The sequence below is a fragment of the Collinsella aerofaciens genome (assembly GCF_039752985.1).
In the GTDB taxonomy this organism is placed as follows: Bacteria; Actinomycetota; Coriobacteriia; order Coriobacteriales; family Coriobacteriaceae; genus Collinsella; species Collinsella aerofaciens_BT.
Map to the genome: position 1 here is coordinate 22,116 of NZ_JBDMHA010000006.1, position 16,293 is coordinate 38,408.

The 16,293-nt window shown below is 59.6% G+C and carries 12 protein-coding genes; 6 read left to right on the forward strand and 6 right to left on the reverse strand.

Annotated features, from left to right (window positions below; all coding sequences use genetic code 11):
• Positions 1–5: 5 nt before the first annotated feature.
• From ABHR76_RS01610 to ABHR76_RS01620, 3 genes are all read left to right on the forward strand, one after another.
• On the forward strand, positions 6–902 hold the full coding sequence (locus ABHR76_RS01610) for a LysR family transcriptional regulator (RefSeq protein ID WP_195625263.1): 897 nt from the start codon (positions 6–8) through the stop codon (positions 900–902).
• A 155-nt stretch (positions 903–1,057) separates the two neighbouring features.
• Positions 1,058–2,191: a 5-methyltetrahydropteroyltriglutamate--homocysteine S-methyltransferase gene (locus ABHR76_RS01615; protein WP_346976626.1), complete on the forward strand. Its 1,134-nt coding sequence runs from the start codon at positions 1,058–1,060 to the stop codon at positions 2,189–2,191.
• A gap of 122 nt (positions 2,192–2,313) precedes the next feature.
• Entirely contained in the window at positions 2,314–3,648 is a 1,335-nt protein-coding gene (locus ABHR76_RS01620; RefSeq protein ID WP_346976628.1) for a uracil-xanthine permease family protein, read from the forward strand.
• Between the two features lie 61 nt (positions 3,649–3,709).
• On the opposite strand, the gene ABHR76_RS01625 is transcribed toward ABHR76_RS01620, so the two are convergent.
• The 4 genes from ABHR76_RS01625 to ABHR76_RS01640 form a co-directional block, all read right to left on the reverse strand.
• Positions 3,710–4,375 (reverse strand): alpha/beta hydrolase, encoded by a 666-nt coding sequence (locus ABHR76_RS01625; RefSeq protein WP_346976629.1) that lies wholly within the window; start codon positions 4,373–4,375, stop codon positions 3,710–3,712.
• A 207-nt stretch (positions 4,376–4,582) separates the two neighbouring features.
• On the reverse strand, positions 4,583–6,367 hold the full coding sequence (locus ABHR76_RS01630) for a carbohydrate-binding domain-containing protein (protein ID WP_161115311.1): 1,785 nt from the start codon (positions 6,365–6,367) through the stop codon (positions 4,583–4,585).
• Positions 6,368–6,638: 271 nt separating this feature from the next.
• Positions 6,639–8,414, reverse strand: coding sequence for a hypothetical protein (locus ABHR76_RS01635; RefSeq protein ID WP_346976630.1), 1,776 nt, complete (start codon positions 8,412–8,414; stop codon positions 6,639–6,641).
• 208 nt (positions 8,415–8,622) lie between these two features.
• Positions 8,623–9,933 (reverse strand): NCS2 family permease, encoded by a 1,311-nt coding sequence (locus ABHR76_RS01640; protein ID WP_346976631.1) that lies wholly within the window; start codon positions 9,931–9,933, stop codon positions 8,623–8,625.
• Between the two features lie 193 nt (positions 9,934–10,126).
• On the opposite strand from ABHR76_RS01640, the gene ABHR76_RS01645 reads away from it, so the two are divergent.
• Together ABHR76_RS01645 and bsh are read left to right on the forward strand one after the other, a co-directional pair.
• Positions 10,127–10,546 carry a peptide deformylase gene (locus ABHR76_RS01645; protein ID WP_117746174.1) on the forward strand — a complete coding sequence of 140 codons (420 nt, stop codon included), beginning with the start codon at positions 10,127–10,129 and terminating at the stop codon, positions 10,544–10,546.
• Positions 10,547–10,677: 131 nt separating this feature from the next.
• Positions 10,678–11,643: a choloylglycine hydrolase gene (gene bsh, locus ABHR76_RS01650; protein WP_138111862.1), complete on the forward strand. Its 966-nt coding sequence runs from the start codon at positions 10,678–10,680 to the stop codon at positions 11,641–11,643.
• A 79-nt stretch (positions 11,644–11,722) separates the two neighbouring features.
• On the opposite strand, the gene ABHR76_RS01655 is transcribed toward bsh, so the two are convergent.
• Positions 11,723–13,972: a KUP/HAK/KT family potassium transporter gene (locus tag ABHR76_RS01655; RefSeq protein ID WP_138111865.1), complete on the reverse strand. Its 2,250-nt coding sequence runs from the start codon at positions 13,970–13,972 to the stop codon at positions 11,723–11,725.
• 141 nt (positions 13,973–14,113) lie between these two features.
• Complete coding sequence (locus tag ABHR76_RS01660; protein WP_138111868.1) at positions 14,114–15,025, reverse strand: DMT family transporter; 912 nt, start codon at positions 15,023–15,025, stop codon at positions 14,114–14,116.
• Between the two features lie 118 nt (positions 15,026–15,143).
• On the opposite strand from ABHR76_RS01660, the gene ABHR76_RS01665 reads away from it, so the two are divergent.
• Positions 15,144–16,001 (forward strand): LysR family transcriptional regulator, encoded by an 858-nt coding sequence (locus tag ABHR76_RS01665; RefSeq protein ID WP_238057535.1) that lies wholly within the window; start codon positions 15,144–15,146, stop codon positions 15,999–16,001.
• Positions 16,002–16,293: the final 292 nt, after the last annotated feature.

The window sequence follows — 16,293 nt, forward strand, 5'->3', positions numbered from 1 at the left end:
AAGCCATGAAGCTTCAGCAGCTCAGGTATGTCGTCAAAGTTGCCGAATGCGGCAGCATCACCGAGGCCTCGCGCCGGCTCTTTGTGTCGCAGCCTTCGATTACCGCATCGATCCGCGATCTCGAAAACGAGATGGGTGTGCGCATCTTTGAGCGCACTAACAAGGGTGTCGTTGTATCCGAGGAAGGCGAGACCTTCTTGGGCTACGCGCGACAGGTGCTTGACCAGGCCGATCTGCTCGAAGGTAAGTACAAGGGCGCATCCGAGCAGGTGCCGCACTTTAGTGTGAGCTGTCAGCATTATTCCTTTGCCGTCAACGCGTTTGTCGATGTGATCCGTGAGTTCGATGCCGCGCGCTACGACTTTACCCTGCGCGAGGAGCAGACTCACGAGATTATCGAGGACGTCGCGCATATGAAAAGCGAACTCGGCATCCTGTACCTGTCCGAGCACAATCGCGAGGTCATCGAGCGCATGCTGGCGGCCAACGAGCTCGTGTTCGAAGGACTCTTCTGCGCCACACCGCACGTTTTTGTGTGTGCAGACCATCCGCTGGCGGGCCGCTCCAGCGTGACGCTCGAGGACCTGGAGGACTATCCCTTCCTGTCCTACGAGCAGGGCAGCTACAACTCGTTTTACTATTCCGAGGAACTGACCTCGACGTTTGAGCGCCGCAAGAATATCCGCGTGCGCGACCGTGCGACGTTGTTCAACCTGGCCATGGGCCTCAACGGCTACACGGTGTGCTCGGGCGTGATTAGCCACGAACTCAACGGCCCCGGCATTATCTCGATTCCGCTCGACGTGGACGAGTACATGGAGATTGGCATCATCACGCGCAAGAACACGACGCTCACGCGCTACGGTCGGGCCTATATCGACGCGATTCGTCAGCATATCTAGGCTGCTGTGCTCCGCACGGTTCAAGTCTCTTTATGACAGTCCAGACTGATATAGGAAGCATCTATATCAAACTGTTATAAACGTATATTTTACGATGGTCATATGAGCGCTCATACTCTGTCCCAGTAAAGCAACCAATGCAAAGGGAGATATCTATGAGCACTTCGATTCAACCGAACGCGCCGTTTCGCGCCGATATTGTCGGCAGCTTTCTTCGTCCGCAGGCTGTAAAGGACGCCCGTGCCGCCTATGTCGCGGGTAAACTCGACGCTTCCGGCCTTAAGGCCGTCGAGGACGATGCCATTCGCGATTTGGTGGCAAAGCAGAAGGCCGCCGGCCTGCAGGTCATCACCGATGGTGAGTTTCGCCGCAGCTACTGGCACCTCGATTTTATGTGGGGCCTTAACGGCATTGAACGCCGTGCCTCGCGTACGGGTTATATGTTCCACGACGAGGAGACCACAGCCGACACCGCCGTGGTAACCGGCCCCATTAGCGGCGAGAACCATCCGTTCGTCGAGCACTTTAAATTTGTCAAGGCGCTCGAGGGGGAGGGCCAGGTCGCGCGGCAAACCATTCCGGCGCCGATCCAGACGTTCTCCGAAGTCACGCTCGACCGCTGCGACGGCCAGCAGGAGAGCCTGCGCGCTGTCTATAAGACCGATGAGGAACTTGCCGATGCCATCGCAGCCGCTTATCGCACGGTGATCGCCGACCTGTACGCAGCAGGCTGCCGCAACATCCAGTTTGATGACTGCACCTGGGGCATCTACTGCGACACCGATTTTGTCGCCAAAACCGGCATGAGCCCGGTCGACCTGCAAAAGGTAAGCGAACTGGGCGTGGCGCTCAACAATGCCGCCATCGCGGACAAGCCCGACGATCTGGTCATCAACACGCATGTGTGCCGCGGCAACTACCACTCCACCTATGCCTTCGAGGGCGGCTATGACCCCATCGCGCCGTACCTGTTCGCAAACGAGGATGTCGATGCATTTTACCTGGAGTTCGATACGCCGCGCGCCGGCGGTTTTGAGCCGCTCAAGTACGTTGCCCCGGGCAAGAAGGTCGTGCTGGGCTTGGTAACCACCAAGGCGGCAGAGCTCGAGAACGAGGATGTTATCGTCGAGCGCATCCGTGAAGCCGCAAAGTACGTGCCGCTCGAGAACCTGTATCTGTCGCCTCAGTGCGGCTTTGCCAGCTGCGAGATTGGCAACAAGCTGACCGAGGATGAGCAATGGGCAAAGATCGCGCTGGTCAAGCGCATTGCCGAGCGCGTTTGGAAATAGCGCTAGTGTTTGCAGGTGGCGGCGCGTGCGAGGCATAGTGTATCGCGTACAATGGTTCGGATCGTATCGTTCGGGCAGGTTATCCGATATGCCTGATCGCCCTTCCATTCGAAAGGACATCCATGTCCCAGTCCTCGACGCCCGCCGTCAGCGATGCCATCTACGACGCATCGTCGCTCGGCCGCCCGCGCATGTTCCTGCTCGGCCTACAGCACCTGTTTGCCATGTTTGGCGCCACCGTGCTGGTGCCCGTGCTCACCGGCCTCTCGGTATCGGCAACGCTTTTGTTTGCCGGCTTGGGCACGCTGCTGTTCCACTTCCTGTCGCGCGGTAAGGTGCCGGCATTTTTGGGCTCATCGTTTGCCTTTATTGCCGGTTATGCCGCAATCGCGCCCAACGGCGAGACCGAGCTTTTGCCCTACGCCTGCCTGGGCGTAGCTTGTGCCGGTCTGCTCTATCCGGTGCTGGCGGCGCTCTTCCGCGCGTTTGGCGCCAAGCGTGTCATGCGTTTCTTTCCGCCGGTGGTGACTGGCCCCATCGTCATTTCCATCGGCTTGATCCTGGCAAGTTCCGCTATTGCTAACTGCCAGACCAACTGGCTTGTGGCTGTCATTGGCGTTGCCGTTATCGTCATCTGCAACATCTGGGGCCGTGGCATGGTCAAGATCGTGCCGATTTTGCTGGGCGTTGTGGTGAGCTATGCCGTTGCGGCTGCGCTCGGCGAGGTTGATTTCTCGGGCGTTGCCGCCGCTCCGTGGGTCGGTCTGCCCATCGTGTGGGACAACACCGTGTTTGCACTCTTTGGGCCGCAGTTCGATAGCGGTCTTGCCACGACGGCCATCATCACCATCATGCCGCTGGCCTTCGCGACCATGATCGAGCATATCGGCGATATCTCTGCTATCGGTTCGACTTGCGAGCGCAACTACATTGCCGATCCCGGTCTGCATCGCACGCTGCTCGGCGACGGCCTTGCCACGATTCTGGCTTCGCTCTTTGGCGCTCCGGCCAACACTACGTATGGTGAGAACACCGGTGTGCTCGCCCTGACGCGCGTGTTCGACCCGCGCGTAATTCGAATTGCCGCGTGTTGCGCCACCGTGCTTTCGTTCTGCCCCAAGTTCGCGGCTGTCATTGCGGCCATGCCGGCGTGTGTGATCGGCGGTGTGTCGCTCGTGCTCTACGGCATGATCAGTGCTGTGGGCGTCCGCAACCTCATCGAGAACCAGGTCGATTTCCAGAACAACCGCAACGTGCTGGTTGCCGCGCTGGTGCTCGTGCTTTCGCTCGGCATCGCGTACAGCACCGCCGGCGCCATCGTGTTGGAGCTGGGCGGCGTGACCATTTCGCTGTCCGGCATTGCCGTGGGCTCACTGGTGGGCATTGTGCTCAACGCCATCCTGCCGGGTAACGACTTTGAGTTTGATGTCTCCGAGCTTGAGGAGGCTGCTGAGTAGCAGCTGCGTTCAGCTAAAACAAGATATGGTGCCCATGCGTATATGCGTGTGGGTACCATTTTTAATGTGTCAGTATCCAGTGGATGCCGCGGGCCATGCGTAAGTCGGTTTGGGCAAAGTGATTGCCGGGGTTGAGCTCCAGCGTTGTTGGAATGCCGCGCTCGACGAGCAACGTTTCCATCGCGCGTGTGTCGTCGAGTACATGCCGCATCATGCGGTTGGGCGTCTTGGTTTCCTTTTTGCCGAGTGACAGGTAGACGGCTTGCGGGCTGCCGGCAAAAGGGGCCGTGCTGGCACGGTCGACAAAGTCGGGAAACCATAGCGACCCCGATGCGCTCGCGGCGCGGTCAAAGGCGTCGGTTTGCCAGAGGGACCAGAGTGCGAAGAGGCCCGCGAGCGAGTAACCGGCAATGCCGCGCCGGGTGGGCGGCTGAGGAAGCGACGACTCGACCTGGGGGATTATCTGATTCAGCAGCTCATCAAGAAAATCGGCAGCTTGGCCGCCGAAAGGCTCGGCATCGCGTACGGTCCCGTCGCATGCCCAGGGGCTCAGCTCGCGATTCCAATCGAGCCCGCCAATGGTGACGAGGGCGAATGGCGGACAGTCGAGCTCTCGGCAACACTTATAAACCTCGCTGCCGTCGCCCACGACCACAGGAAGGTAGATGACAGGCGCGCTTTCCGTATGATTCGAATAAACGGTTATCTGCTTTTGATGCGCTTCCATGACGGGCTTCTCTCAGTGTTGTGATATCGGCAGCCCCAATTGTCGCACGCCAGCGTATGCCGGTTGGGCTAGACCAAAGACAATCTCGTGCATCCCCTGCGGACGCATATGGAAAACGCCACCGCCGGAGGGGAGCTCGGCGGTGGCGTTGTTAAACGGTGCTGGGGCTCGGGGCCTTCGCGGGAGCTGCCATGTGCGCAGAGGCGTCTAAGAACGCTTACGGCTCGCCATGGTGCCTGCGGCGATAGCGGCTGTTCCCGCAAGGACGGTTGCCACGATGGCCGCACCCGAGGTGTCGCCGGTTGCCGCGAGCACGCCGGTAGTCTTGGCTTTCGTGGTTGAAGCCGCAACGGCCTTGGTCGGCTTTGAGCCCTCAGGCTTGGGGTTCTGCTTGGACTCCGCGGGCTTGCTTTCTGCGGGCTTGGTCTCGTCGGGCTTGGGGTCTTCCGGCTTGGCTACCTCGGGAGGTGCGATGGTCGTACTTTTGGCGACTGCTTTGATATAGAGGGAGTCGACCGTGGCGTCGCCCGTGCCGATGGCTTGGCCTGCCTCGTAGATGCCGTCACGGAGCTTGCGATAGTCAATGACCTTGCCGCCTTCGGGCGTCTGGATGGCGGCGTTCTCAATCTTGATGGTGCCGATTGTCTTGCCGTCAGCGCTCATGGCACGGGCAAAGATTGCCGCTGTATCTCCTTCGGCCGTTACCTTGCTGCGGATGATCGAGATGACTGCGGGTGTGACGCCCTCGCTGGTCTGGGCGATGATGCCGATGTTCTCGCCTTGGGGTTCGCGCCTCGTCTCGCCATCTTGGTTTTCGCTGTAGGGGATGGGGCCGTCGCCGTTCTCGACATAGCGGGCTATGGCCTTGACAACGGAGTCGCTGATGTAGATGTGGCCGCCCTTCTCGTTGGGTCGATCGTTTCTGGTGGAGAATGCAGCCGAAACCTCGCCTTCCGCAAACGCGTCCACGGTGGAGCCGTTCTTGACGACGATGTCGTCCTGGTAGGTGAAGAGGGCGTTGGCGCCACCGTATCTGCCTTTACTTGCACGGACCGTCACGTTTGCATGATCGAGGGTGATGCCCTTGTGGGCATAGACGCCATATTCAACACCGTTTACGTTGAGGGAGGCGTTTGTGGCTGCGAGGCTGCCCTTGGCCTCGACGGCAGCGTCTTCCTCGGAGCTTGCCTTGACCTGGCTGCCGTCCGAGATGTTGATATTGTCGCCGCTCCAAAGGGCCTCACCATCGGCTGAGCTTGCCTCGACCGTCCCGCCACCCTTGATGGTGAGGTTCTTGTCGGCTCCAATACCCTTGTCCTTGGTAGCCCTGGCGGTGACGGCTCCGCTGTCGTCAATCGTGATATTGCCGTTTGCCCTGATGCCATCCGATGCACCCGTGGCGTTGACGTTGCCCGAACCTTTGATAGCGAGATCACCTCCGGCATTGATGGCATCAAACCCAGTGCTCGTGGCGTTGACGGATCCGGCTCCGTCGATGTTGATATTACCCGTGGTGAGGATAGCGTCCTCAGTAGATGTCACGCTGAGCGTGCCGCCCTCGTCGCCTTGGATATTGAGCTCGGCATTCTCGTTAGTGCCATGAGAAACGTTGATGCTTTCGATCCATTCGGCAGTGACGATGTTGGTTCCCGAGTAATTCACGTTGAGCTTGCCTGCGGCCTGGATCTCGCCGCCGTTATAGTTGTTGAGCTTCAAGTCGTCGGCGCCGTCCCACGACCAGGTACCGGCCTCGTCGCTCGCCGCGGTGTTGTACTTGTTGCCGCCGACCTTGACCCATTCCGCTGCGAGCGAGACGCTCGGCATGAGCAGCGAGCTCACCGTGAGCGCGCAGGCCAGGCCGCAGACGATGCGGCGCGTCACGCGGCGCCAGCTGCCGTGCGCGAGTCCTATGCGACGGCGAACGTCGGGTTCGGCAACATGGGTTCCGGCGGTAGTGTCATTGCGTTTGGGGGTCGTGAACAAGGCTGCCATGGTTGCTCCCGTTCTCATAGGGCCTATACGACTAGATTCAGCGTATCTGCTGGATGTTGCCGGCGGTAGTGCCGTTTGGAGGGCAAAATGGCCAAAATGGGGGAGAAATAGGCCGCACGCCGGCGCAGGGACCGGCGCTAAAAGAAAAGCGCGGGGCCGCATGGCGACTCCGCGCTTTATTGTTCAGCTTTTGCAGCCTTGCCCTTACGCTACGAAGAAGTAGACGAGGAAGGCAAGGGCCGCGATCCACCCGTCCCGTGCGAAAAAGTGTTTACGAGCGCTTGCGGCTCACCACGGCGCCCGCGGCGATGGCGGCTGTTCCCGCAAGGGCGGCTGCCACGATGGCTGCGCTCGAGGCGTCGCCGGTTGCTGCGAGTTTGCCGGCGATCTTTGCTCCCGTGGCTGCAACTGCAACGGTCTTGGTCGTCTTCGTGCCCTCGGACTTGGAACCCTCGGGCTTGGTCTCGCCTGGCTTCTCCTCGGGTTTGATCTCCTCGGGAGGCGCGATGACCGTGCTCTTGGCGACAGCTTCGTTATAGGGGGAGTCGATCACAGCGTCGCCCGTGCCGATGGTTTGACCCACCACGTAGAAGATGCCGTCATCGAGTTCTTCCTTGTTGCGATAGCCAATGATCTTGCCGCCTGTGGGCGTCTGTATGGGAGCGCCTTCGATCTCGATGGTGCCGATTGTCTCGCCGTCCGCGCTCACGGCAAGGGCGAAGATTGCCGCCGTGCCTCCCTCAGCTGTGACCTTACTGCGGACAATCGAGATGGTCGCGGGCGTGATGCCCTCCTTGGTCCGGGCAAAGATGCCGATGTTCATGCCCCTATGCTCGGGAATGACCGCGCCACTTTGGTCGTTGCTGTAGTGATCGGGGCCGTCGCTACCGGACTCGACATAGCGGGCTATAGCCTTGACAACGGAGTCACTAATGTAGATGTGACCACCCGCTTCGTTGGGGTAGTAGTTTCTGGTGAAGATTGCGGTCGAGAACTGGCCTTCTGCGAACGCATCCACGATCGAGCCGTTCTTGATGACGATGTCGTCCTCGTCGGTGAAGAGGGCGCTGGCTTCATCGTTCCCTGCACTTGCACGGACCGTTACGGTTGCGCCATCGAACGTGATGCCCTTGTAGACATAGATGCCATACCCAACGCCACTTGCGTTGAGGGAAGCGTTCGTGACCGTGAGGCTGTTTTTACCGTCGATGGTGGCGTCTTCCTCGGAGCTTGCCTTGACCTGGCTGCCACCCGAGATCTCGATGTTGCCGTCGGCCCAAATCGCATTGTCTTTGATAGAGCTTGCCTCTACCTTGCCGCCGCCCTTTATGATGAGGTTCTCGTTAGCATCGATACCCTGATCCTCGGTGGCCTTGGCGGTGACGGTTCCGCTGTTGTCGATCGTGATGTTGCCGTCGGCCCTGATGCCATCCGAATCGCCCGTGGCGTTAACGTTTCCCGAGCCCTTGATGGTGACATCGCCCCCGGCATCGATGGCATCGTGCTCGGTGCTCGTGGCGTTGACAGTGCCAGCGCCGTCGATGTTGATGCTGCCGACGGAAGTGATGGCGTCACGAGAAGATGTCACGTTGAGCGTGCTGGACGCGTCGCCCTGAATATTAAGCTCGGCGTTCTCGTTCGCGCCATCCTTAACCTTGATGCCGCGGCCGTCGCCGTTAGTGACGATGTTGTCGCCCTCGTAGCTCACGTTGAGCTTGCCCGCTGCCTCGATCGCGCCGCCGTTATAGCCGTTGAGCTTCATGTCATCGGCGCCGTCCCAGCTCCAGGTGCCGGCGGCGTCTCCCGCGGGCCCCGCGGCCGCTTCGTGGCGGACGCCGCCGACGTCCACCCACTCGGCCGCGAGCGAGACGCTCGGCATGAGCAGCGAGCTCACCGTGAGCGCGCAGGCCAGGCCGCAGACGATGCGGCGCGTCACGCGGCGCCAGCTGCCGTGTGCGAGCAGCGTGCGACGGCACACGTCGGGCTCGACAAAATGGGCTCCAGAGGTTTTGTCATTGCGATTGGGGGTCGTGAACAAGGCGGCCATGGTTACTCCCATCCTCATAGGGCCTATGCGATTAAGCCCAGCATATCTGCAGGATGTAGCCGGCGGTAGTGCCGTTTGGAGGGCAAAATGTCCAAAACTTGGGAAGCAAAACATCGCGCGTCTGTGCGTTGCCTGGCTTTAAAAGAAAAGCGCGGAGCCGCTCGATGCGACTCCGCGCTTTGGTGTTCTGTTTTAGCAGACTATGCCGTTACGCTACGAAGAAGTAGACGAGGAAGGCGAGAGCTGCGATCCACATGAGCGGCTTGATCTTGGAGGCCTCGCCCTTAAAGAGCGCGACGATCACGTGGGCGATAAAGCCTAGGCCAATGCCGGCAGAGATGGAGTAGGTGAAGGGCACGCCGGCGACAATCATGAACGCCGGGAAACCCTGCGACACGTCGGACCAGTCGATCTCGGAGGCCTCGCTCATCATGAGGTAGCCGACGTAGACCAGAGCACCGCAGGTGGCGGCGCTGGAAACGATGGTGACGATGGGGGAGAAGAACGCGGCGAGAATGAACAGCACGCCGGTGGTGACGGAGGTGAGGCCCGTGCGGCCACCGTCGGCGGCGCCGGAAGTGGACTCGACGAAGGTGGTGATGGAGGAGACACCCATGAAACCGCCCACAGCAGCGGCGGCGGAGTCGACGATCAGGATCTCCTTGATATTCTCGACGTTGCCGTCGTCGGTGAGGAACTCGCCCTGCTTGGCCACGGCCATCGCGGTGCCCATGGTGTCGAAGAAGTCACTCATGAGCAGCGAGAACGAGATGACGAGGAGCGCGGGGTCGGTAAGGACCTTGACGATGGCGGGCACGCCGCCGGCGTCGGCGATGGGGCCACCGATGCTCGAGAAGTCGAGCGGGGCGATGATACCGGTCGGAGCATGGGTCACACCTAGGGGGATACCGGCGATGACGGCGACGACGATGCCGATGAGCAGCGAGCCGGGGACGTTGCGGCAGGCGAGGGCGACTGTCACCAGGATGGAGATGATGCCGACGATGAAGGTGGGGGAGGTGATGTCGCCCAGACCGACGAGTGTACCGGCGCCAGCGGTGATAATGCCGGCATCGCACAGGCCAATCATGGCGATGAACAGGCCCAGACCCACCGAGATGGCGTGACGCAGGACAACCGGGATGGCGTCCATGATGGCCTCGCGCAGGCCACAAAGCACGAGCAGCAAGATGACGATACCCTCGAGGAAGATGACGCTCATGGCCACGTGCCAGTCACCGCCGCAGACGGTGGTGGTGATTCCAGCGATCATCGCGTTGACGCCTAAGCCCGACGCGCAGGCGAGCGGGCGGTTGGCGAAGATGCCCATGCAGATGGTCATGATGCCGGCGCCCAGGCAGGTGGCGCAGGCGAGCGCTCCCGCATCGATGCCAGCGCCCGAGAGCACCGCGGGGTTGACGGCGATGATGTAGGCCATCGCCAGGAATGTTGTCAGTCCAGCGCGGAGTTCGGTCCCGATTGTGGACTTGCGCTCGCTGACGTGAAATAGTTCGTCCATGCATACCCTTTCCTTGCTCGGCCCCGAGTTTAGGCCGATTGACACGAACTCAACTACTATATCGCCTTTGAAAGGCTGATGTTCCTCGCATGTTGATGTTCGGCGCTTTGTAGCAGACAGACGGTATTTTTCGCATGAAAATGTGTGGGTACCGTATACTTAAGCAGTTACAACGACCCCTATGGAGGAACGTATGATTAAAGAGCTCTGCCACGACGAGGCTATTCTGTCCCAGCGTTGCGAGGTTGCGACCGTCGAGGACGAGTCGGTGGCACAGGACCTGATCGATACCATCAAGTCGCTCGACGATGCCGGCTGCCTTGCCGCTAACCAGATTGGCGTTACCAAGAAGGTCTGCGTCTACCTGGACGACGCCGGCGAGCCCCACGTGCTCTACAACCCCCGTCTGGTGTTTGGCCTGGGTGCCAGCAAGATGGAGGAGAGCTGCCTGACGCACGAGGAGGTCACCAAGTCCACGCGCTATATCAAGTGCAAGGTCGCTTATGACGTGATCGTCGACGGCAAGATGCGCGAGCGCAAGCAGGACTTTGTGGGCTTCGAGGCGCAGATGATTCAACACATGATTGACCACTGTCTTGGAAAGTTGGTCTAAGGGGACCAAAGCACCGCACTTCGTCTCTTTTGGCCCGGGCATGACATTGTTGTCATGTCCGGGCTTTTGTGTTTAGCGCCTTTTTGTTTGGAGACAATGAAATTAGCAAGAACGTAAAGCTAGGAGGCGCTATGTGTACGAGTATTCGATTTACCGATAATTCTGGCCACATGTATCTGGGCCGCAATCTCGACTGGAGCTTTGACTACGGCCAACAGGTTCGCGTGATGCCGCGCGGGTTTCACATTCCGTATTCGTTTATCGACGACGCGACAGCGGCACACGCGGTGATCGGTATGTGCATCGATTACAAGAACTACCCTATGTTCTTCGATTGCGGCAACGATGCAGGCCTTGCCGTGGCGGGTCTCAATTTCCCGGGTTATGCCGAGTATGCCGAGGACCCTGTCGACGGCAAGACCAATATCGCGGCCTATGAGTTTCCCCTGTGGGTGGCAGCGACGTTCTCGACGGTCGATGAGGTCGAGGCTGCGCTGCGCGATACGGTGATTGTCGCCAAATCTGCCGGAGAGGGGCTGGGCGTGTCGCTGCTCCATTGGATTATCGGCGACAGCCAGCGTAGCATCGTGGTCGAGATGATGGCTGACGGCCTGCATGTATACGGCGATCCGGTCGACACCCTCGCCAATCAGCCCACCTTCCCGTGGCACATGGAAAACCTCCGCACCTATATCACCGCCACAAGCGATTTTCCGCAGACGGCGACATGGCGTGGCGCCGAGCTTAAGCCCTATGGAGCCGGTGCCGGCATGCGCGGCATTCCGGGCGATTGCTATTCGCCGAGCCGTTTTGTAAAGGCGGCGTACCTCAATGCCAATTACCCACAAAAGGAGAGCGAGACCGAAAACGTCGTTCGCATGTTCCGCTCACTCGAGGGCGTGGTGATGATCGAGGGAGCGTCCAGGATGGGCGATGGCAAGTTCGAGAAGACTATCTACACCGGATGCTTTAGCGCGCGCACGGGCAATTATTACTACGCGATGTATGGGGATCCGTCGATTCGCTACGTGAGCCTGATGGATGCCGAGGGCGCGAGCTCCGATAGGCTCGTGGTTCCCGAGCCACGCCGTTCGTAGCCGCTAGCTTTACTGCAATGCAAAGCGGCCCTGCGTCTCTCGTGAGGTGCAGGGCCGCTGTCGTTGATTTGTGACGTCACTAGAAGTTGACGTCGTTGAGTTGTTCGCTCTCGAGGCCGTCGAGCTGTTGCTGTTCGGGCGTATCGGCGACGCTCTCGAGCAGCTCGGTGGGATCGACGTTCATGTTTCTACCGGCCTCGTTGCCGTTGACCAAGTCGTCCGAGAAGATGTCGACTTCCATTTCCTCGGCTTCCTCGATCTGAACTTCGAGCGGCACCTGGGTGCGCACGAGTTTGACTGCCGGGCGCATGCGGGCAAAGAGGGGCACGTACTCGATGATGATGGCCGAGTTCTCTAGACCGTACCAGCGTGCCGGGCTTCCGCAGGCGCGGCGGACGGCGTACTTGATGGCCATCACGCGGTGGTCGTTGCGGTTGATGTCCGTTTCGGGGGCGAGCATCTTGCGCAGCATGCAAAAACGGAAGTCGCCCACGTTGCCGCGTGTCTCGTAGATGGAGTAGGTGTGATGCTGCGGCGGCAGCTCACCCGATGCCATCAGGTCGCCAACGATCTGGCGCAGGTAGGCATTGATGCGCTGGTTGACCTTAAAGCCCAGGTCCAGGCGCACGCGGAACAGGAAGTCCGTGCCAAAGGTCTCGACGGAATACTCGTGCGTATAGGGCTCATCGGTAACGTACACGTTGATGAACCAGTATGCCTTGGCGCGCTTGGGATGCTTATCCAAGATGGAATAGAGCACATCGCGGTCGAGCGTGAGCGGGTCGGGGCTGTTGGTGAGGAACACCAGGTTGTCGGCAAGCACGGGATAGGTCTCGTCGTTGCGCAGGCGGTCGAGCTGGTCAATGTACTTGGAGACGGGCAGCAGGATGGTCTGCGTGCGCTCGATGGCGGTGCCGCGGCGCCACACGTACATAAGGCCAAACAGCAGCGCGGCCAAGAAGATCATGACATAGCCGCCGTCAAAGAACATGGTGAGGCACGAGGCAAAGAAGCACAGCTCAATGGCGCCAAAGAGCAGTGCGAAGACGCAGGCACCCAGTTTGTGCTTGAGGATGCCGGCGATATAGCTCGTCAAAAGCGTCGTGGTCATGAGCATGGTCACGGTGATGGCGAGGCCGTAGGCGCTCTCCATGCGCTCGGAGTTCTGGAACAGCAGCACGATGAAGATGCAGCCGACCCACATGATGTTGTTGACGAGCGGAATATAGAGCTGGCCCTTGGTGTCGCTGGGGTAGTGGATGCGCAGGTGCGGCATAAGGTTGAGGCGCGTTGCCTCGGATACCAGCGAGAACGAGCCGGTGATGAGCGCCTGCGAGGCGATGATGGCCGCTACGGCCGAAAGCACGATGGCAAAGGGGCGCAGGGGCTCGGGAAGCATCATGTAGAACGGGTTGACGATATCCATCGCGAGCATCTGGGGGTTGGAGTTATTGGCGAGCAGCCAAGCGCCCTGACCCAGGTAGTTGAGGATAAGGGCCGCCTTAACAAACGGCCAGGATGCATAGATGTTTGCCTTGCCAACGTGGCCCATGTCCGAGTAGAGGGCCTCGGCGCCGGTCGTCGACAGAAAGACAAAGCCGAGCACCATAATGCCCGAGTGGTTGATGGGCGAGAACAGGAACATGATGCCGCGGATGGGGTTGAGCGCACGCAAGATGGACAGGTTGCCGAGCATGTTGAACAGGCCGGCGCCTGCCAGGAACAGGAACCACAGCGTCATGAGCGGGCCGAACAGCTTGCCGATCGACGAGGTACCGGCGCGCTGCATGGCAAACAGGCCGCAGATAATGATGATGGTGATGATGATTACGTTGGTCTGGCCGTCACCCAAAAGCGCGTGGCCCCACTCGATAGTGCGCAAGCCCTCGATGGCCGTGGTAACCGTGACGGCGGGGGTGAGGATGCCGTCGGCGAGCAGCGCCGCGCCGCCGATCATGGCGGGAAGGATCAGCCACGGCGCCACTTTGCGCACCAAGCTAAACAGGGCGAAGATGCCGCCCTCGTTGTGGTTATCGGCCTTCATGGCGATAACCACGTACTTGACCGTGGTCACGAGCGTCATGGTCCAGATGACAAGCGAAAGCGCTCCCAAGATCATGTCTTCGCTGACGGTACCGATGCCGCCGTTGTTGGCGACGATTGATTTCATGGTGTACATGGGGCTCGTGCCGATGTCGCCATAGACGACGCCGAGCGTTACGAGCAGCATGCCAGCGGAGAGGGGGATGGCTCCGTGCCCGCCTTGACCACGCTGGTCTTGGGGGCTTGCCTCCAGTTTGTTGTGTGCCACGTGGACTCCCTTTGACATCCGGTTATCTGTCTAGGACAGATAATCTTTATGCCGTCTTTATACATACAAGAGCAGTTTGGCACATCGGGTTATTTTAGACAATAATCCTCAGCTGGGGATTATTTATCTACGCAGGTAGCATTTCAAAGCAGGGGCTTTTTAAGCACGTACTGTCTGGGCGATGCCAGCCTTGGCGTTTGCGCGTTTGCCGGCGAGTTCGCAAAAAATCGCGCCGCCGATGATAAGCGCGGCGCCCAGCAGGCGGACCGGTGTTATGGCTTCACCCAAAAGGGCGGCCGAGAACACGACCGCCGAAAGCGGCTCGAGGTAGCCGACGACGGCGACGGTCTGGACGGGCAGCTTGGCGACGGCGCTAAAGTAGAGCAGGCAACCAATGCCGGTGTTGACGACGCCGAGCATAGCGACGGCGTGCCAATCAATACTGGCGGCGACGCCGGCGGACAGGAACGAGGGAGCGCCCTGCGTGATGAGCGTGAGGACCAGTGCGGTCACAAAGGCGGCGCTCACCTGGAGCGTGGAGTTCTCGAGGCCTTCGATGTGTGGCGCACCCTTGCTAGCGATGACCATCAGCGCATAGCAAAATGCCGAGGCGATGCCGCAGGCGATACCCGCAATGGGCATATTGCCGCCTAGACCTTGCGCTGCAATGAGAAAAGCACCGCAAGCAACGGCGATAAAGCCGGCGATTTTGCCTCCGGTCAGCTTTTCGCCAAAGATGAGCGGGGAGAGCGCCATGACAATGATGGGGCCGCAGTAGTACAGCAGCGAGGATACGCCGACGCCGATCGTCTGGTAGGCGCGGAACAGAAAAATCCAGCTGGCGCCCAGCGCGGCTCCCGAGAGGAGGAGGGCTGCGGCTTCGCGGGGGCGAGATGGCGCCTGCAACTTATGGCGTTGGGTGATGGCGAGGATGGTGACAAGCGAGAGTGCGCCCAAAAACGTGCGTAGTAGCACGATATCGGAGCTCGGCAGTGCGATGGCAGCGGCGATGATGCCGTTGGAGCCAAACAATAGCAATGCTGCTAAGTACGTAAACAGACCGTTGTTCATGCGCTGACATCCCCTCTATATCCGAGCAACTTCACTATGGGTGAACTGGCTTTAGAAGAAAAGCGAATATAATGCATGGCTGACATGACAAAAGCTCATGCAAGGATGGAGGACTGCCGTGGAAACGAATATTCAAAAGATGCAGGTGCTGCTCGAGACAGTGCGCGCCGGAAGCTTTACGCGCGCCGCCGAGCGCCTGAGCTATTCGCAATCGGGCGTGAGCCGTATGGTGGCCGATCTTGAGGCCGATTGGGGCTTTAAGGTGCTCGACCGCAGTCGCGAGGGCGTGGCTCTTTCTGCTGACGGGCGACAGGTCATGCCGGCTGTCGAGGCGCTCTGCGAGGAATTCGTTCGCTTGCAGCGACGCGTGGATGAGATGCGTGGGCTCATGCGCGGCAAAATCTGCATCGGTACGTTTTCGAGCGTGGCGACCCACGTGCTGCCGCCGGTGATTGCTCGTTTTCGTGCCGATTATCCAGACATTGATTACGAGCTGCTGATGGGCGACTATTCAGAGATTGAACAATGGGTGGCAGAGGGCCGCTGCGATCTGGGCTTTATCCCGCATGAGCCCCGAGAAAATGGCATGACGTCGCGGTCTTTGGTGCGCGACGAGTTGATGGCGGTAGTGCCGGCAGACTCTTTGCTTGCCACTGAAGAGGTCGTCTCTCTTGCCGATTTGGCCAACGAGCAGTTTATTCTGCTGGAACGCGGCACCGATGATGAGATTACGCCGCTGTTTCGTCGGGCGGGGCTGACGGTGCGCTCCAAGCTGTCGACCTGGGATGACTATGCGATTATGGCTATGGTGGAGGATGGCCTGGGCGTGAGCGTTCTTCCTGCGCTCATCTTGCGCCGCTGTCAGTTCGATGTTGCCGTGCGTCCGCTCGAGGGGCATCCCCATCGGCAGATCAATGCGATATATCGCACGGCCGACGTTTCGCTTGCCGCCGCTCGATTCCTTGAATACCTCTAAACGCGTGCACGTCATTGTCCGCTTTGGGCAAATCTCGAAGTTCGGTACGTTTTCTTATGAAATTGAACTTTCGAATGAGGTACGGCGCTATACTGCTTGCTAAATTGAACCTTGGTTCAATTCGTGTTCTATAAATTGAACTTTGCCAGCAAGGAGGTTCCTGTGGCCCAAGAGACGTTTAGTAATCGCCTGCGACAGGCTATGTCCGATCGCGACGTTCGCCAGTCGGACGTAATCCGCGCATCGGAGATGCTCGGCAAAAAACTCGGCAAGAGTCAGATGAGCCAATATG

What these genes read in the sequence shown, in the direction of transcription:
- ABHR76_RS01615 (WP_346976626.1), top strand. Translation starts at nt 1,058, where the DNA reads ATGAGCACTTCGATTCAACCGAACGCGCCGTTTCGCGCCGATATTGTC.
- ABHR76_RS01655 (WP_138111865.1), bottom strand. Translation starts at nt 13,972, where the DNA reads ATGTCAAAGGGAGTCCACGTGGCACACAACAAACTGGAGGCAAGCCCC.
- bsh (WP_138111862.1), top strand. Translation starts at nt 10,678, where the DNA reads ATGTGTACGAGTATTCGATTTACCGATAATTCTGGCCACATGTATCTG.
- ABHR76_RS01630 (WP_161115311.1), bottom strand. Translation starts at nt 6,367, where the DNA reads ATGGCAGCCTTGTTCACGACCCCCAAACGCAATGACACTACCGCCGGA.
- ABHR76_RS01610 (WP_195625263.1), top strand. Translation starts at nt 6, where the DNA reads ATGAAGCTTCAGCAGCTCAGGTATGTCGTCAAAGTTGCCGAATGCGGC.
- ABHR76_RS01660 (WP_138111868.1), bottom strand. Translation starts at nt 15,025, where the DNA reads ATGAACAACGGTCTGTTTACGTACTTAGCAGCATTGCTATTGTTTGGC.
- ABHR76_RS01640 (WP_346976631.1), bottom strand. Translation starts at nt 9,933, where the DNA reads ATGGACGAACTATTTCACGTCAGCGAGCGCAAGTCCACAATCGGGACC.
- ABHR76_RS01625 (WP_346976629.1), bottom strand. Translation starts at nt 4,375, where the DNA reads ATGGAAGCGCATCAAAAGCAGATAACCGTTTATTCGAATCATACGGAA.
- ABHR76_RS01645 (WP_117746174.1), top strand. Translation starts at nt 10,127, where the DNA reads ATGATTAAAGAGCTCTGCCACGACGAGGCTATTCTGTCCCAGCGTTGC.
- ABHR76_RS01620 (WP_346976628.1), top strand. Translation starts at nt 2,314, where the DNA reads ATGTCCCAGTCCTCGACGCCCGCCGTCAGCGATGCCATCTACGACGCA.
- ABHR76_RS01635 (WP_346976630.1), bottom strand. Translation starts at nt 8,414, where the DNA reads ATGGCCGCCTTGTTCACGACCCCCAATCGCAATGACAAAACCTCTGGA.